The sequence below is a fragment of the Pseudomonas sp. NPDC087803 genome, from assembly GCF_044742995.1.
In the GTDB taxonomy this organism is placed as follows: domain Bacteria; phylum Pseudomonadota; class Gammaproteobacteria; order Pseudomonadales; family Pseudomonadaceae; genus Aquipseudomonas.
This window is the reverse complement of record NZ_JBIUVO010000019.1, coordinates 1-22,126: the sequence shown is the minus strand read 5'-3', so window position 1 is coordinate 22,126 and position 22,126 is coordinate 1. Positions and strand designations below refer to the sequence as shown.

24 protein-coding genes are annotated in these 22,126 nt (G+C 60.7%); 7 read left to right on the top strand and 17 right to left on the bottom strand.

All coding sequences use genetic code 11. The features are described from left to right. Positions 1 to 18: 18 nt before the first annotated feature. Entirely contained in the window at positions 19 to 1,224 is a 1,206-nt protein-coding gene (locus ACIOUG_RS12995; protein ID WP_401065987.1) for an acetyl-CoA C-acetyltransferase, read from the bottom strand. Positions 1,225 to 1,862: 638 nt separating this feature from the next. Here ACIOUG_RS12995 and ACIOUG_RS12990 point away from each other — a divergent pair. Then, complete coding sequence (locus ACIOUG_RS12990; RefSeq protein WP_401066108.1) at positions 1,863 to 2,630, top strand: c-type cytochrome; 768 nt, start codon at positions 1,863 to 1,865, stop codon at positions 2,628 to 2,630. A gap of 113 nt (positions 2,631 to 2,743) precedes the next feature. Here ACIOUG_RS12990 and ACIOUG_RS12985 read toward each other — a convergent pair whose 3' ends face one another. The 10 genes from ACIOUG_RS12985 to ACIOUG_RS12940 all read right to left on the bottom strand — a co-directional run bounded on the left by ACIOUG_RS12985 (position 2,744) and on the right by ACIOUG_RS12940 (position 12,013). Further along, positions 2,744 to 3,547, bottom strand: coding sequence for a transglutaminase N-terminal domain-containing protein (locus ACIOUG_RS12985; protein ID WP_401065984.1), 804 nt, complete (start codon positions 3,545 to 3,547; stop codon positions 2,744 to 2,746). Beyond that, entirely contained in the window at positions 3,544 to 4,494 is a 951-nt protein-coding gene (locus ACIOUG_RS12980; RefSeq protein ID WP_027613321.1) for an alpha-E domain-containing protein, read from the bottom strand. Before ACIOUG_RS12980 ends, ACIOUG_RS12985 begins: the two co-directional genes overlap by 4 nt. Before the next feature lie 12 nt (positions 4,495 to 4,506). Beyond that, positions 4,507 to 5,916: a circularly permuted type 2 ATP-grasp protein gene (locus tag ACIOUG_RS12975; RefSeq protein ID WP_083366520.1), complete on the bottom strand. Its 1,410-nt coding sequence runs from the start codon at positions 5,914 to 5,916 to the stop codon at positions 4,507 to 4,509. A gap of 495 nt (positions 5,917 to 6,411) precedes the next feature. Further along, positions 6,412 to 6,759 (bottom strand): ribonuclease E inhibitor RraB, encoded by a 348-nt coding sequence (locus ACIOUG_RS12970; RefSeq protein ID WP_007960698.1) that lies wholly within the window; start codon positions 6,757 to 6,759, stop codon positions 6,412 to 6,414. Positions 6,760 to 6,971: 212 nt separating this feature from the next. Beyond that, the gene (locus tag ACIOUG_RS12965; protein ID WP_003223224.1) at positions 6,972 to 7,205 is read right to left on the bottom strand and encodes a hypothetical protein; all 234 of its coding nucleotides are present in this window, start codon (positions 7,203 to 7,205) and stop codon (positions 6,972 to 6,974) included. A 211-nt stretch (positions 7,206 to 7,416) separates the two neighbouring features. Continuing rightward, a complete protein-coding gene (gene speE, locus ACIOUG_RS12960) occupies positions 7,417 to 8,292 on the bottom strand; it encodes a polyamine aminopropyltransferase (protein ID WP_003223223.1) in 876 nt (291 codons plus the stop codon). A gap of 256 nt (positions 8,293 to 8,548) precedes the next feature. Continuing rightward, on the bottom strand, positions 8,549 to 8,740 hold the full coding sequence (locus tag ACIOUG_RS12955; RefSeq protein WP_007960694.1) for a PLDc N-terminal domain-containing protein: 192 nt from the start codon (positions 8,738 to 8,740) through the stop codon (positions 8,549 to 8,551). Between the two features lie 71 nt (positions 8,741 to 8,811). After that, positions 8,812 to 9,342: a hypothetical protein gene (locus tag ACIOUG_RS12950; protein ID WP_401065979.1), complete on the bottom strand. Its 531-nt coding sequence runs from the start codon at positions 9,340 to 9,342 to the stop codon at positions 8,812 to 8,814. 216 nt (positions 9,343 to 9,558) lie between these two features. After that, the gene (locus tag ACIOUG_RS12945) at positions 9,559 to 10,077 is read right to left on the bottom strand and encodes an ankyrin repeat domain-containing protein (protein WP_401065976.1); all 519 of its coding nucleotides are present in this window, start codon (positions 10,075 to 10,077) and stop codon (positions 9,559 to 9,561) included. A 97-nt stretch (positions 10,078 to 10,174) separates the two neighbouring features. Continuing rightward, entirely contained in the window at positions 10,175 to 12,013 is a 1,839-nt protein-coding gene (locus tag ACIOUG_RS12940; RefSeq protein WP_401065973.1) for a long-chain-acyl-CoA synthetase, read from the bottom strand. A gap of 378 nt (positions 12,014 to 12,391) precedes the next feature. On the opposite strand from ACIOUG_RS12940, the gene ACIOUG_RS12935 reads away from it, so the two are divergent. Beyond that, positions 12,392 to 12,670, top strand: a complete 279-nt coding sequence (locus ACIOUG_RS12935; RefSeq protein ID WP_401065970.1) for a DUF3509 domain-containing protein — start codon at positions 12,392 to 12,394, stop codon at positions 12,668 to 12,670. Positions 12,671 to 12,848: 178 nt separating this feature from the next. Here the strand turns inward: ACIOUG_RS12935 and mtnC are convergent, their stop codons facing one another. From mtnC to aroC, 5 genes are all read right to left on the bottom strand, one after another. Next, a complete protein-coding gene (gene mtnC, locus ACIOUG_RS12930; protein WP_401065967.1) occupies positions 12,849 to 13,532 on the bottom strand; it encodes an acireductone synthase in 684 nt (227 codons plus the stop codon). A 4-nt stretch (positions 13,533 to 13,536) separates the two neighbouring features. Next, on the bottom strand, positions 13,537 to 14,082 hold the full coding sequence (locus ACIOUG_RS12925) for a 1,2-dihydroxy-3-keto-5-methylthiopentene dioxygenase (RefSeq protein ID WP_401065965.1): 546 nt from the start codon (positions 14,080 to 14,082) through the stop codon (positions 13,537 to 13,539). A 92-nt stretch (positions 14,083 to 14,174) separates the two neighbouring features. Beyond that, a complete protein-coding gene (locus ACIOUG_RS12920; RefSeq protein WP_400496937.1) occupies positions 14,175 to 14,801 on the bottom strand; it encodes a methylthioribulose 1-phosphate dehydratase in 627 nt (208 codons plus the stop codon). Beyond that, on the bottom strand, positions 14,798 to 15,943 hold the full coding sequence (locus ACIOUG_RS12915) for an MFS transporter (protein ID WP_401065962.1): 1,146 nt from the start codon (positions 15,941 to 15,943) through the stop codon (positions 14,798 to 14,800). The genes ACIOUG_RS12920 and ACIOUG_RS12915 overlap by 4 nt, the downstream gene beginning before the upstream one ends. Before the next feature lie 31 nt (positions 15,944 to 15,974). Continuing rightward, positions 15,975 to 17,066, bottom strand: a complete 1,092-nt coding sequence (aroC, locus tag ACIOUG_RS12910; RefSeq protein WP_003223202.1) for a chorismate synthase — start codon at positions 17,064 to 17,066, stop codon at positions 15,975 to 15,977. A 130-nt stretch (positions 17,067 to 17,196) separates the two neighbouring features. Here aroC and ACIOUG_RS12905 point away from each other — a divergent pair, with 130 nt between their 5' ends. Together ACIOUG_RS12905 and ACIOUG_RS12900 are read left to right on the top strand one after the other, a co-directional pair. Continuing rightward, positions 17,197 to 18,150, top strand: a complete 954-nt coding sequence (locus ACIOUG_RS12905) for an alpha/beta hydrolase (protein WP_401065959.1) — start codon at positions 17,197 to 17,199, stop codon at positions 18,148 to 18,150. Between the two features lie 99 nt (positions 18,151 to 18,249). Then, positions 18,250 to 19,041 carry a hypothetical protein gene (locus ACIOUG_RS12900; RefSeq protein WP_401065957.1) on the top strand — a complete coding sequence of 264 codons (792 nt, stop codon included), beginning with the start codon at positions 18,250 to 18,252 and terminating at the stop codon, positions 19,039 to 19,041. 160 nt (positions 19,042 to 19,201) lie between these two features. On the opposite strand, the gene prmB is transcribed toward ACIOUG_RS12900, so the two are convergent. Further along, complete coding sequence (gene prmB, locus ACIOUG_RS12895) at positions 19,202 to 20,110, bottom strand: 50S ribosomal protein L3 N(5)-glutamine methyltransferase (protein WP_401065954.1); 909 nt, start codon at positions 20,108 to 20,110, stop codon at positions 19,202 to 19,204. A gap of 238 nt (positions 20,111 to 20,348) precedes the next feature. Between prmB and ACIOUG_RS12890 the strand changes: the two genes are divergently transcribed. The 3 genes from ACIOUG_RS12890 to ACIOUG_RS12880 all read left to right on the top strand — a co-directional run bounded on the left by ACIOUG_RS12890 (position 20,349) and on the right by ACIOUG_RS12880 (position 22,022). Further along, entirely contained in the window at positions 20,349 to 20,939 is a 591-nt protein-coding gene (locus ACIOUG_RS12890) for a cysteine hydrolase family protein (RefSeq protein ID WP_003223193.1), read from the top strand. 130 nt (positions 20,940 to 21,069) lie between these two features. Then, a complete protein-coding gene (locus tag ACIOUG_RS12885; protein WP_003223191.1) occupies positions 21,070 to 21,390 on the top strand; it encodes a hypothetical protein in 321 nt (106 codons plus the stop codon). A 74-nt stretch (positions 21,391 to 21,464) separates the two neighbouring features. Then, positions 21,465 to 22,022 (top strand): Smr/MutS family protein, encoded by a 558-nt coding sequence (locus ACIOUG_RS12880; RefSeq protein WP_401065950.1) that lies wholly within the window; start codon positions 21,465 to 21,467, stop codon positions 22,020 to 22,022. Positions 22,023 to 22,126: the final 104 nt, after the last annotated feature.

Genomic DNA, 22,126 nt, shown 5'->3' with positions numbered 1-22,126 from the left:
GTTCCTTGAATTCGGGGCTCAGAGGCGTTCGATGATGGTGGCAATGCCCATGCCGCCGCCGACACACAGCGTCGCCAGACCATAGCGCAGGCGCCGGGCTTCCAGTTCATCGAGCAGGGTGCCAAGGATTGCGCAACCGGTGGCGCCGAGCGGATGGCCCATGGCGATCGAGCCGCCGTTGACGTTGACCTTGTCCGGGTCCACCGCCATGTCCTTGATGAACTTCAGCACCACCGAGGCAAACGCCTCGTTGACCTCGAACAGGTCGATGTCCTCCACGCGCAAGCCGGCCTTGGCCAAGGCCTTGCGCGTGGCCGGCGCCGGGCCGGTAAGCATGATGGTCGGGTCAGTGCTGGTCACCGCCGTGGCGACGATGCGCGCCCGCGGTTGCAGGCCCAGCGCGCGACCCTTGGCTTCAGAGCCGATCAGCATCAATGCCGCGCCGTCAACGATCCCGGAGCTGTTGCCCGGCGTGTGCACGTGGTTGATCCGCTCCACATGGCTGTAGACCCGCAGCGCGGTGGCATCGAAGCCCATCTGGCCGATCATCTCGAAGCTGGGCTTGAGTTTGCCCAGGCCTTCCATCGTCGATTCGGCGCGAATGAATTCGTCGTGGTCGAGCAGGATGATGCGGTTCTGATCCTGCACCGGCACCAACGACTTGTTGAACGAACCGTCGGCCCGCGCTCGGGCGGCTTTGTGTTGCGAGTGCAGCGCGTAGGCATCGACGTCCGCACGGCTGAAGCCTTCAAGAGTGGCGATCAGGTCGGCACCGACGCCCTGCGGAGTGAAGTGGCTGTGCAGGTTGGTCTGCGGATCCAGCGCCCAGGCGCCACCGTCACTGCCCATCGGCACCCGCGACATCGACTCGACGCCACCGACCACCACCAGATCCTCGAAGCCCGAGCGCACCTTCATCGCGCCGAGGTTGACCGCCTCCAGACCCGAGGCGCAGAAGCGGTTGATCTGCACGCCGGCCACGCTGACATCCCAGTCGGCGACCTGCACCGCGGTCTTGGCGATGTCGGAACCCTGATCGCCAATCGGCGTGACGCAGCCGAGCACCACGTCATCGACCTGGCTGGTGTCCAGCGCCGTGCGGCGTTGCAGCGCGGTCAGCAACCCGGCGACCAGATTCACCGGTTTGACGCTGTGCAGCGCGCCATCGGCCTTGCCTTTGCCGCGGGGCGTGCGTAACGCATCGAAAATCAAAGCTTGGGTCATGACGTCCTCGAACCTGTGCGGTGAGTGAATTTCGTGCTGTCACTGTTGTCCCGTACCGTCGAGGATTCAATGACCACAGCGCTCAATGACGTTGACGCGCACGCTCAGACGGACGGTCGTCCGCCATTGGGTGAACCGGTTCAGGTCGGCGAGTTGTCTAGCAAGCGGGCGGCGCAGAAGCTGGCAATACGCCTCATGCCTTTTTTATCGCTACTGGTAGCAAATACATATGAAATGGATCTAAGCCAAGCGTGACGCGGCCTCTAAGGTAGTACATGTACGTCAGGGTCGTCGGGTTTTGCCGGGGCCGACGTTCTTCAACAGGAAGTGCAGCGTTTGCCGTCATGGATATGCAGGCAAACATCAGGAAATAACAAAAAAGGCGGTCAAGCCATGTTCAAACAACCGAAAGTTCGTCAAGCAGGACTCATTCTTTTCGCCACCACGCTGTTGTTGATTCTGCCCAACCTGACCAAAGTGATTGGCTGACTCAAGCGGCAGGCGCTCCTTATCGCCAGACAAAATGTGGCTGGCCCGCTACCCGGGCCAGCGTGGCTGTGCCAACCTTTGTGCACTTCCACGACAGGGACGACGATCATTTGAAAAAGCTCATTGGGTTCTGGGCCTTGCTGCTGAGCATGCCCTTGTCTGCCGCACAGCTCACGCTGGAGCTGGGCGCGAACAGCCGCACCTGGCAGACAGAAGACTTGCTCAAGCACCCACAGGTGCAAACCCTCACCATCAACAACGATGTTTCCTACAAGAAAGACATGACCTACCACGTCGTGCCTGTGTCAGCGCTGCTCACCGGGATCAAGCCGGACGATCACCTGCAGGCAGTAGCGCTGGACGGCTTTGCCGCGGAGTTGAGCGCTGCACCGTTGCTCAACACCAAAGGCGCGCGGGCGTGGCTGGCCATCGAGGACCCGGCGCAGCCGTGGCCGCCATTGTCCGAAGGCAAGCACAGTGCGGGGCCGTTCTATCTGGTCTGGACCGACCCGCAGGCGGGCAACATCAGCCCGGAGCAATGGCCGTTCGAAGTGGCCAGCATCAAGCGCATGGCGCCGGTGGCCGAGCGTTTCCCTGCGCTGTTGCCGGATCCCAGGCTGAAAGCGAATGACCCGGTGAATCAGGGTTTCGCGTTGTTTCAGAAGAACTGCCTGGCCTGCCATCGGTTGAACGGTGCCGGGGATGCGCAGTTCGGGCCGGACCTGAACATTCCGTACAACCCGACCGAGTATTTCGGCGCGAACTTCCTCAAGCGCTACATTCGCGATCCGCAGAGTTTGCGCCACTGGCCGCAGGCGAAGATGCCGGGGTTTTCGGCGCAGGTGTTGCCGGAGGGGGACTTGCAGTTGCTGATCGGTTATTTGCAGCACATGGCTGGGCGCAAGGTTAAACCATAATTGCTGTTCAAAAACCTTGTAGGAGCTGCGGCACGCTGCGATCTTTTGACCTTGATTTTAAAAACAGAAGCAAAAGATCGCAGCGTGCCGCAGCTCCTACAGGGGGTAATGCGTTATTGCTGCTGAACAGAGATAACCGGCGTCGGCGACACGAACACCTTCGCATGCATCTGCTCGCTCCCGCCGCCCCGGCGCATGCCGCGCACCGGGCAGGCGTCCAGATAATCCAGGCCCACCGCCAGTTTCAGGTGCCGCTCCGGGCGTGCCAATTGGTTGGTCACGTCAAAGCTGTACCAGGCGTCATCCAGCCACGCTTCGGCCCAAGCGTGACTGGCCAGGTGCTCGGCGTCTTCGCTGTACAGATAACCGGACACATAACGCGACGGAATTCCCAGACTGCGCGCGCACGCCAGAAACGCATGGGTGTGATCCTGACAGACCCCGGCGCGCCCGGCGAAGGCTTCGGCAGCGCTGGTGTCGACTTCGGTGGAACCCGGCGTGTAGCTCATGTGCTGGTTCAAACCGTGCATCAGGTCGATCAACGCGGTGCGATCACGGCGCTGCTTGCAGGATTTCGCCGCAAACGCGCGCAAGGCTTCGTCCGCCTCGGTCAAACGGGTGAAACGCAGGAACGGCAGCGCTGACTGGCTCTCATGCTCGGCCTCGCGCAATTCGTCGATATCGACCTGGCCACGGGCGCCGATGATGATCGCTTCGTGCGGCTCGTCCATGGTCAGCACATGCAGAATGTTGCCGAACGGATCGAGCTGGGCGCGCACCGGACGCGGCAGGTCGAGCTGCCAACTCAACACGTGCTGACGCTCGCTGTCGTGCGGGGTCAGGCGCAGATACTGGATGCTCGCCCGCACCTGATCTTCATAGTGATAGGTGGTCTCGTGGCTAATGGAAAGTCTCATGCAGCCTCCAGGTATGAACTGTGAATCGCGTTGCCCAACTGGCGCACCAGCGGGATGAATTCGGTGAGCCAGGCGTGCAGGCCTTCAGCGAGGATTTCGTTGATGCCGGTATAACGCAGACGCGCGTCCATCTCAGCGGCGAGGCGTTGTGCCGGACGGCCATTGGCGCCAGGTAATTGGGCGAGAATCTGGTCGATTTCTTCGGTGCAGGCGCGCAACGAACGCGGCACATCGGCGCGTAACAGCAGCAGCTCGGCGACATGCCGGGCGCCGGGTGCGTCGCGGTAGATCTCGGTGTAGGCCTCGAACGATGACAGCGCCCGCAGCAGCGCACTCCATTGATAGTAAGCATGAGCGGTGCCGTCGCTGACGGCCTCGGCCTGATCGCCGGCCATTTCATAGCGCGCATCGAGCAGGCGCAGCGTGTTATCCGCACGCTCGATAAACGTGCCCAGACGAATGAAGCGGAACGCATCGTTGCGCATGATCGTGCCGTAGGAGGCGCCACGGAACAGGTGCGAGCGCTCCTTGATCCACTCGCAGAAACGGCTCATGCCATAGCGACTGAGACCTTGTTCGGCAATGCCGCGAATCTCCAGCCAGGTGGCATTGATGTTTTCCCACATGTCGGCGGTGATCCGCCCACGCACCGCATGCGCACTGGCCCGTGCCGCGCCGAGACAGCTGTAGATGCTCGCCGGGTTGGCCGCATCGAGGGCGAAAAAATGGAGCAGGCGTTCGGCGTGCAGTTCGCCGTGACGCTCCAGATAATCGTCGAGGGTGCCGGTGATCAACAGCGGCATGGCCAGTTCGTGCAAACCATCGCCGCGACCGTCCTGCGGCATCAGCGACAGCGAATAGCTGATATCGAGCATCCGCGCGAGGTTTTCCGCCCGCTCCAGGTAACGCGACATCCAGTACAGATCCGAGGCAGTTCTACTTAACATGGCAGGCTTCCTTCAATCCTCGACCACCCAGGTGTCCTTGGTTCCGCCACCCTGGGAGGAGTTCACCACCAGAGAGCCTTCACGCAGGGCGACACGGGTCAAACCGCCGGGCACGACCCGGGTTTCGCGGCCAGACAGTACAAACGGACGCAGGTCGATATGGCGCGGCGCAATGCCGTTTTCGACAAAGGTCGGACAGGTCGACAGCGACAACGTCGGCTGCGCAATGTACGCGTGGGGCTTGGCCTTTATCCGCTCACGGAACGCATCGATCTGCGCCGTGGTCGACGCCGGCCCCACCAGCATCCCGTAACCGCCGGAGCCCTGGGTCTCCTTGACCACCAGATCCGGAAGATTGGCCAGTACGTGGGAAAGTTCCGAGGGGTTGCGGCACTGCCAGGTCGGCACGTTTTTCAGGATCGGCTCCTCGTCGAGGTAGAAACGGATCATCTCGGTAACAAACGGGTACACCGATTTGTCGTCCGCCACGCCAGTGCCGATGGCATTGGCCAGCACCACGTTGCCCGAGCGATACGACGACAACAGCCCCGGTACGCCGAGCATCGAGTCGGGATTGAACGCCAGCGGATCGAGGAACGCGTCATCGAGACGGCGGTAGATCACGTCCACCGCTTTCGGCCCGTCGGTGGTGCGCATGAAGACTTTGTCGTCGCGCACGAACAGATCGGCGCCCTCCACCAGTTCAACGCCCATTTCCCGCGCCAGGAAGGCGTGTTCGAAGAACGCACTGTTAAAGCGCCCCGGCGTCAACACCACCACGCTCGGGTCGTCGATCGGGCTCGAACTCTTCAGCGTGTCCAGCAACAGGTTCGGGTAGTGGTCAATGGGCGCAATGCGCTGGGCGGCGAACAGTTCCGGAAACAAGCGCATCATCATCTTGCGGTCTTCGAGCATGTAGCTGACGCCGCTCGGCGTGCGCAGGTTGTCTTCGAGCACGTAATAGGTGCCGTCGCCATCGCGCACCAGGTCGACGCCGGAGATGTGCGAATAGATATCGCGGTGCAGATCCAGGCCCTGCATCGCCAACTGATACTGCTCGTTGGCCAGCACCTGTTCGGCGGGGATGATTCCGGCCTTGATGATGCGCTGCTCGTGATAGAGATCGGCGAGGAACATGTTCAACGCCTTGACCCGCTGGATGCAGCCACGCTCGACGATCCGCCACTCGCTGGCGGGAATGCTGCGCGGAATGGTGTCGAAAGGAATCAGGCGCTCGGTGCCCTGCTCGTCGCCATAGAGCGTGAAGGTGATTCCGGCCCGGTGGAACAGCAGATCAGCCTCGCGTCGCCGTTGTGCCAGCAACTCGTCAGGCGTGTCGGCCAGCCAACGGGCGAACTCGCGGTAATGCGGGCGGACCTGGCCGCCGGCATCGTACATTTCATCAAAATAGGTGCGGATCATGCCGTACTCCTTGTCACCCGGACCTACAGGCCTTCGCAAGGCCCGTGCCATCGGCATAAACGCTTTGATTTCAATCGCTTGGATAATCACGCCGCAAGCACCGCACCATTCCTGTGCGACAAATGTCCCAAGCTGATTGCCCCCGCCTCATTGCGACGCAGTGCTGTCGCCTATCACCAGCATAGTCAGAGTTGATTTCACTGCCTGCGCCGGGCTGCGGATAATCGGCGCATCGGCTGACGACTGCCCCGGCGCAGGCTTCAGCTCAATTGATCCAGGCTGCCAGCGCAGCCCCCGCAAGCCTTGACCCTGACCGGTTTCATGTCCTTATCGCTCTTCCCTTTTAGCCACCCTCTCCGGTGGCTTTTTTTTGCCTTTCTGAAATGTTTTGAAAGCAAAAGCAAAAAGATCGCAGCCTCCGGCAGTTCCTACACCGATCACCTGTAGGAGCTGCCGAAGGCTGCGATCTTTTGACTTTAAAAAAGGTAACCCGAATCAATTCAGACGATGGCGGTTACGCACCTCCTGCTTGACGCCCCAGCCCTCGATGATGCCGCCCAGCGGCTCGACCACGGCAGAGAAGCCCTGCTCGAAATCGCCAATGTCGTCATAGGTCGCGTACATCACTTTGCTCAGTTCCAGCGACCAGGCGCCATCGTCGCGCGCACTGACCTGGGCATTGATCGATTCACCACGGAATTTGCCTGCCGCCCTGCGCGCCCGCTCCTCGTCCGGGAAAATGGCGTAGAACTCGATGGGATGGAACCGGGAAAAGTCGAAACCGCCTTCTTTCATGCGGCGCAGAACATTGCTGCTGATGTCTTCTTGATAGGCTGTGCTCATGAATCGTCCCCCTCGGATAGATGGATAGACTTTCCGTATTCCCGCCCCGGGCCTTACAGGCCAAAGTACTGCGGCAACGTGATTGCACGCGGGAAACAAGCATGTAGCTGACAAGACCAGACCTTAGCGATTCATTCGCTGATCTCGCTTGCAGAGTAGCCCCAAGATAGAGCTGCTGCCAAGGCCTGGTGTTTCAAGTGACAGGAAGAATTTCAGATTGGCGTGATGCTGCGGATTTCGATGCTGTTCTGGGCTTTCAGGTTTTTTGCACCTGCGTCTGGAGTTCGCCCTTCCAGATCATTCATATCCAGTTCGGCGGCCACCGGCAGGAGCCGTTCCTTGATCAGGCGTGCCGCCTCGTCGTCGCTGGGGCATTCCGCGCGCTCGAACACCTCATCGACAATTTCACCATGATCGTCCACGAAAGTGACTTTCCACTTTTGCATCGGTGCCTCCTCGATCAAACCCGCAAATGGGCTTACCTCTATCTCGACTTTTGGCGAGATTGATCGTTCAAAAGGATTGCAGCAGACGAACATGAAAAAAAATACATCCACTGTAGGAGCTGCCGCAGGCTGCGATCTTTTGATCTTGTTTTTTAACAATCAAAGTCAAAAGATCGCAGCCTGCGGCAGCTCCTACAGGGTTTTGCAGTGGTCAGTCGTTGCTTGGCTTGTTGATCGCCTGCAGCACGTACTGTGGCAGCGCGAACGCGCCGATGTGGATTTCCGGGTTGTAGTAACGAGTGACAATGCCGCTGCCGATGAAGCGCTGTTGCAGGGTTTCACGGCTCAGCTTGCGGTAGGCCGGGTTGGTCGAACCCCAGGCGAAGGTCATCGAACCGCCGATGTAGGTCGGCACGGCCGCCTGATAGAAGTGCCAGTCCGGGAACAGGCTGCGCAGGCGGCCGGCGGTGGTTTTGACTTCGTCGATCTGCATGAACGGCGTGCCGTTCTGGGTCACGAGGATCCCGCCTTCGTTCAGGCAACGGTGGCAGGCCTGGTAGAAGTTCTCCGAGAACAGCACTTCGCCCGGGCCGATCGGGTCGGTGGAGTCGGAGATGATCACGTCGAATTTTTCTGTGGTGGTGGCGACGAAACGCATGCCGTCGTCGATCACCAGGTTCAGCCGTGGGTCGTCGTAGGCGCCTTTGGAGTGGTTCGGCAGGAATTCCTTGCACATGTCGACCACGGTGCCGTCGATCTCGACCATGGTGATGTGCTCGACGCCGGCGTGTTTGGTCACTTCGCGCAGCATGCCGCCGTCACCGCCGCCGATGATCAGCACGCGCTTGGCGGTGCCGTGGGCGAGGATCGGCACGTGGGTGAGCATTTCGTGGTAGATGAATTCGTCGGCTTCGGTGGTCTGGATCACGCCGTCCAGCGCCATCACCCGGCCCATGCGCGGGTTCTGGAAAATCACCAGGTGCTGGTGCTCGGTGCGCACTTCGTGCAGCAGTTTTTCCATGCGAAAACGCTGGCCGTAGCCTTCGTAGAGGGTTTCCAGGTACTCGCTGGTCTTGGTGACGGTCATGGTCAAGTGCTCCGATGAATGCGCGGGCGTCAATCGTGGGGGACGATTGCCCGGGAAAGGCGCGCATTCTACGTTGCTGAAGATGACAGGTCGAACCTTCCTCCGACAGGGCACACTCTGGAGCTAACGCAAGACCAATGTGGGAGCGGGCTTGCTCGCGAAAGCGGAGTGTCATTCAACCTGTGTTTCGATTGAACAATCGCCTTCGCGAGCAAGCCCGCTCCCACAGGGGGATCAGCGTGTTTTCGGGAAAGCGTCAGACCCGCACGTTGCCCCGTGGCCCGGCGATCGCCCAGATGATCAGGCCCAGCACCGGCAGGAGGATGATCAGCAGGACCCAGAGGATTTTCATCCCGGTCTCGGCGCCGCTTTTCAGCACGTTGATGATCGCCCAGATATCGAGGGCAAGGATGATCAGGCCAATCAGACCGTTGAACGTAGAACCCATGGTGTCGCTCCAGAATAGTGGCATGCACTTTTAGGATAGACGGTCGCGCGCAGGGTTCCCTTTTATTGCGCTCAGACGTGAACGGCGACTTTCAGCGCTTCCAGCGAAGGCGCAGCAGCGATACCGACTTCGGCGCACAGCTCCAGCACTCGCGGTACGTCGTTGCCGTAGACCAGCACCACTTGCAGCTCGTCATCGAGCAACTGGCTGAAGTTCATCAGCGTGTAACCGCCGTTTTCCTTGTTCAGGCTGCTCATCTGCACCTGGATGCGGTTGAGCGCGGTCAGCGCCTCGGTCTTGGCCAGTTGCTTGGGCTTGAGGTTGAAATCCACGCCCGGGCCGAACGAGGCGACGATCTGCGCGAACAGGTCAACGTAAGTGTCGGCCTGGAACAGCACGGTTTCCGGCAGGCTGCCGACCACTACCCACTCGCCCAGCGGGATCGGGAAGGTGTCGTCGTAGTTGATGTCCGGGTTGGCTGCCAGAAAGGCATCGGCATCGGCGTAGGCCTGCGCCGCTTCGTCGGCCACGCTCAGGATCTCGTCCTCGCCCATGCAGCCGGAGCTGATTTTGCTGATGAGTTCGACGAGTGCGGCTTTCATGAGGGCGGGTCCTGTAGAAGGTTGAATTCGAGGGCGCGGAGGATAGCTCATTGCAGCCTCAGGCTGCACACAGAACATCTGTGGCGAGGGAGCTTGCTCCCGCTGGGGCGCGAAGCGGCCCCAAAACAGTTAACTCACCATTTTTACCAGCGCTGCGCACTGGAGCGGGAGCAAGCTCCCTCGCCACAGGATTCACATCAACTGGAGATTCGAGTTTCAGCCCAGCAGTTTTTCCAGCTGCGCCGTGGTATCGACCGCGCCCATGGTGCGCGCCGCATCCAGGGCGGTGATGCCGTTGGCATCCTTGGCTTGCGGATCCGCGCCTTTGCCGATCAGGTAATCAACGATTTCAACGCGGTTGAACATCGCCGCCATCATCAGCGCAGTGCGGCCGTCGAAAGACGAACCTTCGATCTCGGCGCCCGCTTCCACCAGCGCCTTGACCACGGCCAGATCGCCTTTGAATGCAGCGCCGGCAATCGGGCTCTGGCCATTGCCATTACGCATTTCCGGGTCGGCCTTGTGCTTGAGCAGTACCTGCACCGCGTCGATGTGACCGTAGTAGCTGGCGAGCATCAGCAGCGTATCGCCCTTGCTGTTTTTCAGGTTGACCGGCAAACCGGCGCTGATCAGCCGATCGAGCATCAGCGCATCACCGTCGCGTGCCTTGTTGAAAACCTGCTCGGTGAATTCGGCAGCTTCTTCAGGGGTCATCTGGCGGCTTTGGTCAGACATGGGGTCACTCCACTTTCGGTTGATCGCAAAGCCGACAGTTTCCCGAGCGCGACGGTAGCTGTCACCCCCTTTTTCTCAAGTCGTGCCATAGCCAATATCAATAGCGGTACTTGCCCTGATGAATATCGGTCAGCACCTGATCCGTCACCTGCACGTAAGTCTGCGTGCCGGGCAGCCAGGCGTAGATCGGGTCATCGCCCGTCTGGCCGGGGTCGAAACCTTCGTTTTTCAGTCGGGTTTTCTGGTATTTGAAGGTCCCGGTGGTTTCCATTTTCACCTTGACCCGCAGGAACAATGGCACCGCATAGGCCGGCATGCGCTGACGGGCGAACGCGAGCAATTCGGCGAAATCCAGGGTCGCCAGTGACTCGGCGGGGGTGATCGCAGCCATGCCGGCGCGGCCGTTGGTGTTGCGCACTTCCACACCATAAGCGACTGCCTCGGAAATGTGCGGATGTTGCAGCAACAGGTTTTCGACCTCGGTGGTCGAGACGTTCTCGCCCTTCCAGCGATAGGTATCCCCGAGCCGATCGACGAATTGCGCATGGCCGAAACCGATATTGCGCAGCAGGTCACCGGTATTGAAGTAGCGGTCGCCTTTGCTGAACACGTCGTGCAACACCACTTTGGCGGTTTTCTGTGGATCGGTGTAACCGTCCAGCGGCGCTTTGTCGTCGATCCGCGCGAGCAGCAAGCCCTGCTCGCCTTTGCCGACCTTGCGCATGAAGCCGTCGGCGCTGCGCAGTGGCTGCCCGCTGTCGTGGTCGTACGCCACCAGTTCCCAGGCCATCAGCGAGAACCCGATGGTGTTGTCGAAGTTGAGGATATTGCTGAAGCCGATGTTGCCGTCGCTCGCCGCGTACAGCTCGCAGATGTGCTCGACGGCAAACCGGGTCTTGAACTCGGCCCAGGCGCCGGGACGCAAGCCGTTGCCGATCATCTTGCGCACCGCGTGACGGCTGTCATCGGCGCTGACCGGTTGATCGACCAGATAACGACACAATTCGCCGACGTAACCGAGGGTGGTCGCGTGGTAGCGACGCACGTCCGGCCAGAACTGGCTGGCGCTGAATTTGCGGCGGATCGCGAACCCGGAGGCGCCATTGATCGCCGAGCCCCAGCACACGCACAGCCCGGTGGCGTGGTACAGCGGCAAGGTGCAATAGACGACGTCATCGGGGGTCATATTCAGCGCGATCATGCCGAAGCTGGCCGAGCTGCGCATCCAGCGGCCGTGCTTGAACACCCCGGCCTTGGGCAGGCCGGTGGTGCCGGAGGTGTAGATGTAAAAACACGGGTCGTTGAAGAACACTGCGCCGCTGCTGGGCGGGTTATCAGCACAAGCGTCGGCACTGGCGCTGATCAGATTGACGTAGCCTTCGGGCGCAATGCCCGGGTGGCTGTAGGTGTCGCGGTCGGCGATAAACCAGGTGCGTTGCGCCGGGATCGACACTTGCTCACGGATCGCGGCAAATGCCGGCAGCAGTTCCTCACCGAGGATGATCGCCACCGGCGCCACCAGATTTATGCTGTGAATCAGCGTATCGCGGGTCTGCGAAGTATTGAGCAGCGCACTGACCGCACCGACCTTGGCCAGCGCCAGAATGCTCACCAGCAGTTCCGGACGGTTTTCGATGAACACTGCCACCACGTCGCCCTTGCCAATCCCCTGCGCGCTCAGACAGTGGGCAATCCTGTTGGCCCACTGGTTGACCTGCGCATAGGTCAGCAAGACGTTGTCCTGCAGGATCGCCAGGCCGTCGGGATTGCGCAGTGTTGCCTGCTCGAAGGTCCAGCCGAGGCCACACGTTTGGGTCGGATCCGTGACATTGGCGACTTTCATGCCTTTGACCACCCGCGGGATGGCTTTGGCAATCGTCGGCAGTTTGCGGAGCATCATGCTCCAGGTAATCGTGTCGCTCGACGCGTGATTCATGGCAGCTCCCCGGTCGGCCTGGTTGGCCGGTTTTTTATTGTTCGGGTTGTGGGCATGACCTGCGTTGTGGGCAAGGTCGAGATCGAAAATACGTCAGCGCTTCTCGGCCTGTACACGCGGTTTTTGCAATGATTTGTATCCGCCCTGTCACACTTGGTGGCGGGGATTGCACCTTTGTCATTTGGTTCCGTTCAACGCATGAGAATCCCGCAAAATGCAGGATGCACGATGGCCATTCATGCAGATTGCACGAGCCCGGCAAATTTCACGATTTTTAACTCATTGATTTATATAGGTTTTTATTTTTTCGCGTGCTGGCACAATCGCTGCAACCTCCTCTGCATGCTTGCCATTCAAGTGCATACGGAGCTGAAAGACATGAGCCTGATCCAAGAAAAATTTACCTCGCTGTTCTCCAACTTCAACGTCACCACTGCGCCACGTCCCGATGGCGGGATCCTGCTGACCCTGCGCAGCAGCGATGGCAAAGTCTTCAAGCGCGCTCTGACGTACCAGCAAATGCACAACGCCGACCAACTGTCGTGGGCGATCAGCGCAATTCGTCGTGACCTGGCGGAACAGGCCAGCGAGCTGCCGCAGATTGCCATGCTGCAAAGCCAGCAGCGTTTTGCACTGCCGACGTATCACTCGCTGTAAAAATGTAAACGCATTAAACAAAAAAGGCCTTGGAGCATCTGCTCCACGGCCTTTTGTTTGTACGCGGCTTTTATGTAGGAGCTGCGGAACGCTGCGATCTTTTGATCTTGATCTTTAACACCAAAATCAACATCAAAAGATCGCAGCCTTCGGCAGCTCCTACAGGGGGTGTGCGTGGTTAGAAGGCTTCGGGTTCGATGCCGGTGAAGCTGTCGACGGTGATATGGCTTCCCAGTTCTCCACCCTCGCGAGCCAGGCCACAGGTCTGCAAACCGGCAGCCTGCGCGGCATCCAGTTCCTCGACGATGTCCGACAGAAACAGAATCTCCCCCGGCTCGACGCCAATCGCCTGTTGGATGTTGCGATAGGATTGTTCTTCGCGTTTAGGCCCCGACGTGGTATCGAAATACCCGCTGAACAGCGGCGTCAGATCCCCCGCTTCGGAGCAGCCGAAGATCAGCTTCTGCGCCTGGATCGAGCCCGACGAATACACAAACAGTTGATAACCGGCCTGATGCCATTGCTTGAGCGCTTCAACAGCATCCGGGTAAACGTGGCCTTTCAACTGCCCGGCTTGATAACCCTGCTCCCAGACCATGCCTTGCAGCGCTTTCAGCGGCGTGGCCTTGCGGTCTTCGGCGATCCAGCTCAGGAGAATTTCAACCACCCGTTCAACGTCGGCCTGCGGCTCGTCGCTGTCGCGGCGCACGGCGGCGATCTGTTCGGCGACATCGGCGCGCTCGGCGTTTTGCCGCACGAAGTCCGGCAGGTGTCTGGCGGCGTACGGGAACAGCACGTCGAAGACGAAACTCACCGCGCTGGTGGTGCCTTCGATGTCGGTGAGGATGACTTTGATCGACATCGGCTCAGTCCTCCAGACGCGGGAAGCGCCCGGCGATGTCTTCGCCGGTGAAATTGGCGACCCAGCCTTCCGGGTTGTTGAACAGACGAATCGCCACGAAGTGCGGGTGCTCGCCCATGTCGAACCAGTGCTTGGTGCCGGCCGGCACCGAGATCAGGTCGTTCTTCTCGCACAGCACTGCGTAGACGTAATCGTCGATGTGCAGGGTAAACAGGCCACGGCCAGCGACGAAAAAGCGCACTTCGTCTTCGCCATGGCGGTGTTCTTCAAGGAACTTGGCGCGCAGTTCGGCTTTTTGCGGGTGGTCGCTGTTGAGGCTGATCACGTCGACGGTGATGTAACCGCGCTCGGTCATCAGTTTGTCGATTTGCTCCTGATAGGCGCTGATCACCTCTTCCTGACTGGCGCCGGGCTGGATCTTCGCCGCGGCTTGCCAGCGGTCGAAGCGTACGCCCTGCTCGGCGAGCGTCGCGGCGATGTCTTCGAAATGGGTCAGCACCTTGTTCGGAATCTCGGGGCTGGATACGTGATAGACGGACAGGCTGCTCATGGGCAATTCCTCGGTATCGGCCTTGCCGTCCGGCTCTTGCAGACCGGTCGGGCAGTGCATTTCATCAGGCGAATGGGCGGCTTCTGGTGAAGTCAGCCTTGGCGGTTCATGACGCTGCGGGTTTTCAACTCGCATTCAAACAGGAATTCAAAAGCCTCGATCTGCCGCAGGGCATCGCTCATCTGCGCGCCCCAGGTGTAGAGGCCGTGGCCGCGAATCAGGTAACCGACACAATCGGGATGGGCGTCGAGCCAAGGCTGCACCTTGGCGGCGAGGCGCGCAATGTCCTGATCGTTGTCGAAAATCGGCACGCGCACCCGGGATTCGTGGGTGGAGATGCCGCTGAAGGCTTTTTGCAGCTCGTAGTCTTCGAACTCGATGAAGTCTTCCGGCGTCAGGCGCGACAGCACCGTGGCATTCACCGAATGGGTGTGCAGCACCGCGCCGATCTCCGGGCGCCAGCGATACAGCTGAGTGTGCAGCAGGGTTTCGGCGGAGGGCTTTTTGCCCGGTTCCAGGCTGTTGCCGGACAAATCGGTGGCGAGCACGTCGTCCAGGCCCAACTGGCCCTTGTGCTTGCCGGACACGGTCAGCAGCGCTTCGCTCGGCGACAGACGCGTCGAGTAATTGCTGCTGGTGGCCGGCGACCAGCCGCGACCATAAAGAAAACGCCCGGCGTCGACGATCTGCTGGGCGAGCTGTTCACGCGTAAGGCTCATGGCCTGTCCTCTTGCATACGTGTGGCAATGATAACGGCAGCAGCGAGCGCCGCGAGACTGGCAATACTAAAGGTCAATGTCGCCCCGAGGGCATTCCAGCTGTAACCGGAATACAACGCACCCAACGCGCCACCGGTGCCGGCCAGCGCCGCATACAGCGCCTGGCCCTGACCTTGCTGACGCGCGCCGAAGCTACGTTGCACGAACGCGATGGCAGCGGCATGAAAGCTGCCGAAGGTCGCCGCGTGCAACACCTGGGCGAACAACAGCACCCAGAGGAATTCGGCGAACGAACCTAGCAGTAACCAGCGCAACGCCGCCAGCAGAAAACTCGCCATCAGCACCCGACGCAATGAAAACCGCGCGAGAATCCGGCTCATCGCCATGAACATCAGCACTTCGGCGACCACGCCCACGGCCCAGAGCATGCCGATCGTGCCACGTGTGTAGCCGAGTCGTTCAAGGTGCAAGGTCAGAAAGGTGTAATACGGGCCGTGGCTCATCTGCATCAGCGCGACGCAGGCGTAAAACGCCAGCACACCAGGGCTGCGCAGTTGCTTGAGGAACCCTTCCCCGTTCGGCCGGTTGCCTTGCGCTGGTTGCGCATTCGGCACCCACAAACTGCTGAGGACGATGCCGGCCATGATCAGCACCAGCGCCGCCGGGTAGATGTCGAGGCTCAGCCATTCGAACAAGCGCCCGAGCGCGACCACGGTGATGATGAAACCGATCGAGCCCCACAGGCGAATCTGGCTGTAGCGCGAGGTTTGCCCCTGCAAGTGCGCGAGGGTGATGACTTCGAACTGTGGCAGCACCGCGTGCCAGAAGAACGCGTGCAGCGCCATGACCATCGCCAGCCAGGCGTAGGTTTTGCTGACGAAAATCAGCGAGAACGTCAGCAACGTGCACACCGCGCCGAAGCGCACGATGGCCAGGCGTTTGCCGGTGTAGTCGCCGAGCCAGCCCCAGATGTTCGGCGCCACGCAGCGCATCAGCATCGGAATCGCCACCAGTTCGCCGATACGCGCAGGGCTGAAGCCGAGGTGATCGAAGTACAGCGCCAGAAACGGCGCTGTCGAACCAAGCAAGGCGAAATAGAACAGATAGAAACTGGACAGCCGCCAGTACGGGAGCGCCGCCACGCTCAGACCGCGACGGCTTGGCGATCAACCATCAAAGCTGACCCAGTACCGGGGTGCTGACGCGCACGTCGGCGTTTTGCCCACGATGACGCAGCAAGTGGTCCATCAGCACGATGGCCATCATCGCTTCGGCGATCGGCGTGGCGCGGATGCCAACACACGGGTCGTGACGGCCCTTGGTGATCACGTCGACCGGATTGCCGTGGATGTCGATCGAACGGCCCGGAGTGGTGATGCTCGACGTTGGCTTGAGCGCCAGATGCGCGACGATCGGCTGACCGGACGAAATGCCGCCGAGGATGCCGCCAGCGTTATTGCTGAGGAAACCTTCCGGGGTAAGTTCATCGCGATGCTCGGTGCCACGCTGGGCGACGCAGGCGAAACCAGCACCAATTTCCACGCCTTTAACCGCGTTGATGCTCATCAGCGCATGCGCCAGTTCGGCGTCGAGACGGTCGAAAATCGGCTCGCCGAGACCCGGCATCACGCCTTCGGCAACCACGGTGATCTTCGCCCCGACCGAGTCCTGATCACGGCGCAACTGGTCCATGTAGGCTTCCAGCTCCGGGACCTTGTCCGGATCCGGGCTGAAGAAGGCGTTCTCTTCCACCGAATCCCAGGTCTTGAAGGGGATTTCGATCGGGCCGAGCTGGCTCATGTAGCCACGGATGACGATGCCCTGGGTGGCGAGGAATTTCTTGGCAATCGCCCCGGCCGCCACGCGCATCGCGGTTTCCCGCGCCGAACTGCGACCGCCGCCGCGGTAATCGCGCTCACCGTATTTGTGGTGGTAGGTGTAGTCGGCGTGGGCCGGGCGGAACAGATCCTTGATCGCCGAGTAGTCCTTGGACTTCTGGTCGGTGTTGCGGATCAGCAGGCCGATCGAACAACCGGTGGTGCGCCCCTCGAACACTCCGGAGAGGATTTCGACTTCGTCGGCTTCCTGACGCTGGGTGGTGTGGCGGCTGGTGCCCGGCTTGCGGCGATCGAGGTCGCGCTGCAGGTCTTCGAGGGAGATCTCCAGGCCCGGCGGGCAGCCGTCGACAATGGCGACCAACGCCGGACCATGGCTTTCGCCAGCGGTGGTGACAGTGAACAACTTGCCGTAGGTATTGCCGGACATGCAGGACGCTCCGTGAAATCAAACCCGAATTCGTGATGCGCGCCAGTATACGCAGGCTAACCGACTAGTTCATCCTCGAACCTTAGTGGTGTTGGTGAGTCCAACCCGCACCTTGGCGAATGATGGCGTGATGATGCTGCGAGTTCTGATCTTGAGTCTTACCCTGTTTACCGGTTTTGCCCACGCGACTGTTCTGCAAAGACCGATCTCTCTGGATACCGGCAGCGGAGAGCTTTTCGGCTCGCTGCTGCTGCCAAAATCCGACAACCCGGTGCCGGTGGTCCTGATACTCGCGGGTTCGGGTCCTACGGATCGTGATGGCAATAACCCCGATGGCGGGCGCAATGACAGCCTCAAGCGGCTGGCCTGGGTACTGGCCAAACACAACATCGCCAGCGTGCGCTACGACAAGCGCGGGGTGGCTGCGAGCCGGCCGGCCACGCCTGACGAGCGCAATCTGTCGGTGGAAGGCTACGTCGACGACGCGGTGGCGTGGAGTCAGAAGCTGAAAAGTGATCCGCGTTTCGGCCCGCTGATTCTGCTCGGTCACAGCGAAGGCGCACTGATTGCCACCCTCGCCGCCCCGCGCGCCGATGCCGCTGCGCTGATTTCGCTGTCCGGCAGCGCCCGCCCGGTGGATCAGGTGATCCGCGAGCAACTGGCGCGCAGCCTGCCACCGCCGTTGATGCTGCGCAGCAATGAAATTCTCGACAGCCTCAAGGCCGGCCATACCGATGCCGACGTGCCGGCGCCGTTGCAGGCGATTTTCCGGCCGAGCGTGCAGCCATACCTGATCTCGCTGTTCCGCCAGGATCCGGCCAAGGCCTTCGCGCAATTGAAGATGCCGACGCTGATCGTTCAGGGCAGCAACGACATGCAGGTCGGCGTGGGCGATGCGCAGGCACTGAAAGCCGCCAATCCCGACGCCGAACTAGTGGTGATCGAGGGCATGAACCACGTGATGCGCATTGTCGCCGCCGATGTGAAGCGACAATTGGCTTCCTACAAGGATCCGAATTTGCCACTGGCAGCGGAACTGGGCGGCAAACTCATCGAATTTATTGACGGACTTCGCACCCGTTAAGGGCTTTTTGCCCTCCAGTCCTGGAAAAAACGGCCGATAAGCCTTTGTCGCCAGCGTACCGGCTGGCGTCAAGCAGGGCTTGGACAGGATCTCGCCGTTATGACTGATACCCCGACTTCACCCGACACCACCGCTGAAAAAGACGCACCGCCAGCGGTCGAGCTGCCATGGGCGGACGTCAGCGTCGAGCACCACAAGATGCTCCGCCTGGCCCCGCTGCAGACTGACCGTCACACCGGTGGCCGGCCGTTGCGCTTTGTCGAATTCGGCTATGCCGAGCGCAACAGCAAAGAACACAGCCTGATGCGCATGGCGATCAAACTGCCCGGTCAGCGCGTGCGCAAAGAACAGAACCATCTCGACGTGTGGGCCGATCACACCAGCAAACGCGTGCACTTCGGTCCCGACAGCGGCCTGCAAATTGAACCGCTGAACCGTGGCATCGGCCGCTTCATGGCCGCGCAAGGCATCAACTGGGCGAAAAAACGCTGGCCCGCCTACACCGTCGACGGCATGGACCTGAACAATAAGGACGCGCTGAACGAAGACACCCGCCTGCGTCGCGATCACTTCTTGCGCGTGCACGGTTTCGATGTGGTGTACGCCGATGCCCAGCATTTGAAGGGCAGCGTCAAAGAGGTACAGGTCGGTGACCTGTTGGGCGACTGGAACAGCGAAAAGCTGCAGATTGTCGAGATTCTTGAAGCGGCGCAGATGCTGCAACAGGCCGAGCAGAACCTGGCCGAGCAGGAAGTGAAGCTGAAGAAGCAGGAAGACAAAGTCAGCAAGTTCAAGCGTGAAGACGCCGGGCTGCGCTTTACCATTACCTGTCTGGTGGCGTTTGCGGTGTTTCAGGCAGGTTTGCTGATCTGGATTGCTACGCACCGCTGAAATCAGCGATGACCTGTGGCGAGGGAGCTTGCTCCCGCTCGGCTGCGAAGCAGTCGTAAAACATGCGCATGCGGTAAGTCTGGTGCACCGCCATTGCATATTTTGGGTCTGCTTCGCAGACCAGCGGGAGCAAGCTCCCTCGCCACAGAAGTCAGTCAGGTCAGACGCGGGAAGCGAACAAGGCCTGGTGAGCGCGGCACTGCTCCGCCGTCAGCATGAACACGCCATGCCCGCCGCGCTCGAATTCGAGCCAGGCGAAATCGACTTCCGGGTACAGCGCTTCAACGTGCACTTGGCTGTTGCCCACTTCAACGATCAGCAAACCCTTCTCGGTCAGGTGATCCGCCGCTTCGGCGAGCATCCGCCGTACCAGGTTCAGACCGTCATCACCGCAGGCCAGGCCGAGCTCCGGCTCGTGCTGGTATTCGTCCGGCATGTCGGCGAAATCTTCGGCATCGACGTACGGCGGGTTCGACACGATCAGTTCGAAACGCTGCCCCGGCAGTCCATCGAAACCATCGCCCTGCACGGTGTACACACGCTCATCGACGCCATGGCGCTCGATGTTCTGGTTGGCCACTTCCAGCGCTTCGAACGACAGATCCGCCAGCACCACTTCGGCGTTCTGGAACTCGTAGGCGCAGGCGATGCCGATGCAGCCGGAGCCGGTGCACAGGTCGAGGATGCGTGCCGGTTCGTCGCCGATCCACGGTGCGAAGCGGTTTTCGATCAACTCGCCAATCGGCGAGCGTGGGATCAGCACGCGCTCATCGACGATGAACGACATACCGCAGAACCACGCCTCGCCCAGCAGGTATGCAGTCGGGATGCGTTCTTCGATGCGGCGCTTGAGCAGGCGTTGCAGGTTGACCAGCTCGTCGTCTTCCAGCGCGCAATCGAGGTAGCTGTCGGCGATTTCCCACGGCAAATGCAGCGCACCGAGCACCAGCTGCCGGGCTTCATCCCAGGCGTTGTCGGTGCCATGGCCGAAAAACAGATCCTCCCCATGGAAGCGGCTGACGGCCCAACGGATGTGGTCGCGCAGGGTACGAAGTCGGGAAGTGATCACGGGGCAGAACTCCAGAAAAAACGACTGGCGATTCTACCAGCCAAAACGCCCGCCGACGACGCAGGAAAATCAGCGGGGCGACGGTAGGAGTTTTCTGATTTTTGCATCAGCCATTGAACAGAACGTGTAACTTGACAAGGCTGCAGGCCAGTAACGACGCTGCCTACGATGGTAGCGGTTCACAGAACCGCTCAGCCAGAGGACAATGCCGCAAAAGCCCCACCCCAAGGAGCCCCGAATGTCCGTTCCAAAAACGATGTTTCAACTCAGCGGCCGCGGTTACGCAGCGGCCACCCTGAGCCATGCCACCGTGGTCATCATCGATGCCCAGAAAGAGTACCTCAGTGGCCCGCTGGCCCTGAGCGGCATGGACGCGGCCGTCGCGAACATCAAACAACTGGTCGCCGCGGCCCGTGCAGCCGGTCGGCCGATCGTGCACGTGCGTCATCTCGGCACCGTCGGTGGCCTGTTCGACCCGCAGGGCGAGCGTGGCGAGTTCATCCCCGGCCTCGAGCCACAGGGTGATGAAACCATCATCGGCAAACTGCTGCCGAGCGCGTTCCACGGCACCGAACTGCTCGACCGTTTGCAGAATCTTGGCTCGCTGGACCTGATCGTCTGCGGCTTCATGAGCCATTCCAGCGTCAGCACCACCGTGCGCGCGGCGAAGAACCTCGGCTTCCGTTGCACCCTGGTCGAAGACGCCTGCGCCACCCGTGACCTGCCGTTCAAGGGCCGCGTGCTCAGTGCCGCCGTGGTGCAGGAAGCGGAAATGGCGATCATGGCCGACAATTTCGCCACGCTCGCCCTGACTCAAGATCTGATCTGATCTGCTCTGATGAGCGGCTCACAGCGCCGCTCATCCGCAAAAGCCTCGCATTTGCTTCAATTGCCTTAGCCTCAGGAACAACCCGGTCAACTCCCGGTCGAAGGGCCGATACCCATTGAGGAAGGTCGGAATGAAGTTATCCGATGGATTTGACGCACGCCGCTTGCGGCCCAAAGGCCAAAGCAACTGGCGTTTTCGATTCGGCGCAGCGATCGCCGCCATTCTGGCGACGTTCGGTGTGCTGCTGGCGATGGCCGGTGCCGCCAGCCTGCTGGGGCGCCCGCCGGCGCTCGGCGACTTGAATGCCACGCCGACGGGTTCGGCGATCATTCTCGCGGTCGGCTTGTTGTTCCTGTACTTCGGCGTGGCGCTGTGGCGTCGATGCCGGCGCCGCGCCCGGCAATCGCGGGAACTGAACATGTCCCCGCACCTGATGAAAAAACACGACTGAGGTGATGGCCTGGCTTTTTGCCGGGCCGTTTTGTTTCGACTTGGGTAAACTGGCCGCCCTTCGCGGAGGCTGACATGCAAGACGACGATTTTTCCCTGTTCAAAAATGCGATCCAAGGCGTCAAGCCGATCAAGCACGACCGCGCCGACACCGGCAAACCCAAGGCTGACCGCGCGCAAATCGCCAAGCTGCGCCAGTCCGCCACTGTGCGCACCGACAACACCACCGTGGATGGCCTGTCCGATCAGTTCGTGATCGACGTCGGCCCCGAAGACGAGTTGATGTGGGCCCGCGACGGGGTGCAGGAAAGCCAGATGCGCAAGCTCAAGATCGGGCAAATTCCGTTCGAAGGCAGCCTCGACCTGCACGGCATGAACGTCGAAAAGGCCCGCGAGACCCTTTGGGCATTTCTGGCTGAAGCGACCAGATTCGAAATCCGCTGCGTGCGCGTCACCCATGGCAAGGCCGTGCGTCTGGACGGCAAGCGGCCGATGATCAAGAGCCACGTCAACACCTGGCTGCGCCAGCATCCGCAAGTGCTCGGTTTCACCTCGTGCCAGGCCAGACACGGCGGTGCCGGAGCGGTGTATGTGATGCTCAAACGCACCATGATGGAAGGTCGCGACGAATAATCGCGTTACACCGAACTTGCAGGGTTGTGTCCGCCACCGTACCCTTGCCCTTTGCGAAAATCCCCACAGGTAGTTTCATGTCCCTGGAACAGAATTACACCGCG